At 37.1% G+C, this 4,732-nt stretch carries 2 protein-coding genes; both read left to right on the top strand.

Annotation, left to right across the window (positions count from 1 at the left end):
* Positions 1–1,050, top strand: a 1,050-nt coding sequence (locus ACLL8Z_RS08305; protein ID WP_411274306.1) for a GntR family transcriptional regulator, incomplete at its 5' end; no start/stop codon positions are given.
* Positions 1,051–1,721: 671 nt separating this feature from the next.
* Positions 1,722–4,732: SusC/RagA family TonB-linked outer membrane protein (locus ACLL8Z_RS08300; RefSeq protein WP_411274305.1), on the top strand; the 3,011-nt coding region annotated here is incomplete at its 3' end.

Below are 4,732 nucleotides of genomic sequence, written 5' to 3'. Positions count from 1 at the left end.
CAAATAAATCCGAATATTATGAAAAAGTTAGGAATGATAGATTTGATCAGCGTGGATGAATACTCTATTACTCCTAAGTATTTACAGATTGTTAATTCTGTAAAAAGAGAAATTGAGAGTGGAAATATTCAAAAAGGCGAAAAAATGCCTTCCATAAATGAATTGAGTATAGAACTGGATATTGCGAGAGATACAGTAGAAAGAGGATATAAATGTCTTAAAAATAGCGGTATAATAGAAGCTGTTCCAAGAAGAGGTTATTTCATAAAAAACATTGAATTTCTACAGACACTCAAAATTTTCTTGCTTTTTAATAAGCTTAGCTCACATAAAAAAACTATTTATGATTCATTTGCCGAATCCTTAGGTGAGAATGCTTTAATAGACTTTTATATTTATAATAATGATTTTCTATTATTTAAAAGGCTGCTGTTAAACAGGAAAGATGATTATACTCATTATGTTATTATACCTCATTTTATTGAAGGGGGTGCAAATGCCCATGAGATCATTAATACTATTCCAAAAGAAAAACTTCTGTTATTAGATAAATTAGTACCTGGTTTAACAGGTGAATTTGCTGCCGCATACGAAAATTTTGAATGGGATATTTATAACGGCCTTAATGAAGCAATTGATCAGCTAGCTAAATATCATACCTTGAAAATTATCTTCCCCGAAAATAGCTACTACCCTCCAGAGATACTCAAGGGATTTAAAAACTTTTGTCAGGATCATACTTTTTCCTACAAGGTAATTAGTGATATTGTTGAAGAACCCATTAATGTGGGAGAAGTGTACATTAATGTTATGGAAGTTGATCTGGTTACTTTAATTGAGAGAATTATGCTACTGGATTTTAAAATTGGTGAACAGGTGGGCATTATTTCCTATAATGAAACTCCTCTTAAAAAAGTGATTTTAAATGGTATTACAACTATATCCACCGATTTTCATCAAATGGGATTCATTGCCGCTCAATTAATACTATGCAATTCCAGAGAACAGGTAAAGGTGCCTTTTAAACTTACACTGAGACCATCCTTGTAATGTATCGCGCTTATTTGGAATGATCTTCTCACTTTAAACTCCTAATCAACCTTATTGATACATTCTTTACAGTCCTGAATGCTTAAAGAATCGAAATAATGTGAAAGCCTGCTCCGTATTTGCCTTCCTGGCGAAAGTCGGCTTCTTTTCTTTTTTTGGGATATATATCACATAAGCTCTTTGGGATATTTCTTATTGCAAACAAAAAGTTACGGTTTTACAATTATTTATATATGAGGTAGTTAACATTATTCTTTTTAATGTAATATTTTTTTTACACATCAGGTCAGGACAGGACAGAATAGTAAATATTCATCCCTAAATTGGGTTAATGATTTAAAAATTAAAAAAGTTTTTGTGTTAAAGAGTCATATTTAAATTATAAAAAACACTAAAATGAAATCAGCCAAATTTAATCCGAGGATATTAAAGAATCAGGTGACGATGACATAACTTGCTATTCTAGGGATTTTTAGTAGAAATTGTACAAGGGTCATACAACAATCAAGCAGATTGACGTCGTTCAGAATGAGCCGAAAAAGAGCGTATTCAGGACTTTTCTATTTCCGGTGATAATGTTAACTGTATTTGATATCTATTTCAGATCCAGAGGTGGCTCCAATCTCTTGCAGAATTTTTAAAAGAATAATTAGACCATAAAATAGCAATACATGAAAAAACAAATTACTACACCCAAAAACAGGTATTTGTTAAGGAATTGGAGAATGATCAGTATGAACTTATTCACTTTAGTTCTATTGATTAGTTACGATCTCCTGCCTGTAACAGCAGCTTTGAAAAATCATAATGGCCGAATTGCTATTACCTCAGGCAACAATATTATTAGCGGTAAAATGCCATCGAAAGCTGATATCACGGTAAAAGGAATGATCACCGACCAGAAATCAGGGGAAATGCTAATAGGTGTTTCCGTGAAAGTCAAAGGAACTAATATTGGTGTTTCTACAGATGCGAAAGGTACCTATTCTCTGAATTCGCCGGAAAATGCAACTTTAGTTATTAGTTATATTGGTTATGAAACCCTGGAAGTACCTGTTAACAGTAGAGAAACTATTAACATTCTTTTGGTACGGTCCAACGCTTCACTAGATGAAGTCGTAGTAGTAGGTTATGGTTCCCAAAGGAAACGGGATATCACTTCTGCAGTGTCAACAATAAATATGGAGGATATTGGAGAAACTCCTTCGAGAGGGATAACGCAGTTGATCCAGGGCCAGGCGCCAGGGGTGGTGGTTAGGCAACAAGACGGACGGCCTGGAGCTGAATTTCAAGTGAGAATTAGAGGAATCGGATCCTTAGGTGCGGGTAGTGAACCCTTGTATGTAATTGATGGATTTGCCTTAGGAACCAGTACAGGGCAAAATATTAACCCAAATGATATTGAAAGTATTTCAATATTGAAAGATGCCGCTGCCACTGCAATTTATGGAGCAAGGGGCTCAAATGGCGTGGTGCTGATTACTACAAAAAATGGTAAAGACGGACAGATGAATTTGAATTTTTCTGTCGATTACGGTATTCAGAACATTCCTGATTCACGAAAGGTGACTGTTTTGAACGGGGTAGAATTCGCCCAGTTTAAAAAAGATGTTTTCATGGACCAAATCCGATATTTCCAAAAAAGAGAGCCTACCATTGATGAGGTTCCATTAGGATACCGTTTTCCGGAACAAACTAAATATTCAACGAATTGGTTTGATGAGATTCTTAACAAGAATGCCCCATATACTGACTATAATCTTAGCCTGACTTCAGGTCAGGGAGCCATCAAATCAATGGTTTCATTAGGGTACTATAAAGAAGATGGTGCGGTCATTAAAACAAATTATGACCGGTTTTCTGCCCGTTCTAATATAGGAGGGAACATAAATAAATTTATTTCAATGGGCTGGAATCTGAGCGGAACTTTCTCCAGACAAAATCTCGCTAATACGAACGGTCGTGGTGCCATAATAGGGCAGACGCTGATTATGGATCCCCGGGAACCTGTGTATAACACCGATGGAACTATGAGGCCATATATAGGAGGAGCGGATGGCGTTTTTGGATATCCCAATCCTGTGTTTTTGCTCAATAATGTTATCAACAAGCAGGATATAGCAGATGTATTATCTAATGGTTTTCTTGAGTTTTCGCTTCTTAAAAATTTAAAATTCAAGTCTGCACTTAATGCCCGGTTAACTTATAATAGGGCCAATGGATTTACTCCGTCTACTATTGGTGCCGGAACTGCAGCAGGACTTTCAGGAGCTCCTCCAAGAATTGCGACAGCAAGTGCATCAAATGGTGAATTAACTAACTATTCAGCAGATCAGATATTGACCTATGAGCCTAAGATCGGTGAAAATCAAAGAATAGATTTTCTTGCTGGTTTCACTGCCCAGGAAGAGACGGTAAAAAACGTTTCCGGGACAGGGAATACGTTCCCTGACGACCTGGTACCTTACCTTGGTGCTGCCGTATTAAGATCCTCCAACTCGGCCGAATTTGGATGGAGCCTGATGGCGTATATCGGTAGAATGAACTACTCGTATAAAGACAAATATTTATTTTCTGCTTCGATTCGCCGGGAAGGAAGTTCCAGATTTGGTGAAAAAAATAAGTATGGAAATTTCCCTGCTGCATCCATCGGGTGGAGGGTTACAGAAGAGAATTTCATGCCGAAATTTTCATGGTTAACAGACCTGAAGTTCAGAGCCAGCTTGGGTAAAACCGGGAATAATAATATAGGCAATTATTCCAGTTTATCCTTCCTTAATACTAATAATTACATTCTGAACAATGCTATAGCTTCTGGGGTAACCGTTGGTTCCTTTGCAAACTCCGCTTTAGAATGGGAAAAGTCTGATCAACTGGATGTAGGGATGGATCTCTCATTGTTTAATAATAAACTGATAATAACAGCAGAATACTATAACAAAACTACCAAAGATATGCTGTTGCCAATAAGCATACCAGCAGTTTCAGGATTTACTTCCAGTTTGTCCAATATTGGAAAAGTGGAGAACAAGGGGTTTGAATTTGCGGTTGACCACAGAGCCAAGTGGGGTAAGGTTAATATCCGTAATGGATTTAATATTGCATTCAACAGAAATAAAATACTTGCTATCAAAGGTCCGAATGATGCATTATATTATGGTAGTTTTTATGGAGGATATAATGTTCAGAAAGTTGGCCGCCCTATTGGGATGATTTATGGTTACAAGAAGCTCGGAATTTTTAATACCCAGGATGAAATCGATAAAGCACCCAGGCAGGATGGGGTTATTCCGGGGGGCATGAAATTTTTAGACGCAGATGGTAATGGTGAAGTAACGTATGATACCAAAGACATGGTGGAAATAGGCAACCCTAATCCGGGTTTTACCTGGGGGCATACGCTTGATATGGACTTTAAGAGGTTTGATTTTAACGTTTTACTTCTCGGTGTCCAGAATGTTGATATATACAGGAATATTGAAGCCTCTACTATGAATATGGATGGTGTGTTCAATGTTTTGGACAAAGCCAAGGATCGCTGGAGGTCTCCGCAAAATCCTGGTTCTAATCCCAATGCGAAAAATTCACAGGGTGGCACTAACTACTTTAAATGGTCTCGCGAAAGCAGTGAACGTTATGTGTATGATGCTAGTCACCTTTGGGTCAAAAATGTAAGCCTTGG

Origin of the sequence: Daejeonella sp. (assembly GCF_046590655.1) — a bacterium.
GTDB lineage: Bacteria > Bacteroidota > Bacteroidia > Sphingobacteriales > Sphingobacteriaceae > Daejeonella.
The sequence above is the reverse complement of the archived record's forward strand: the minus strand, read 5'-3'. Positions and strand labels throughout refer to the sequence as shown.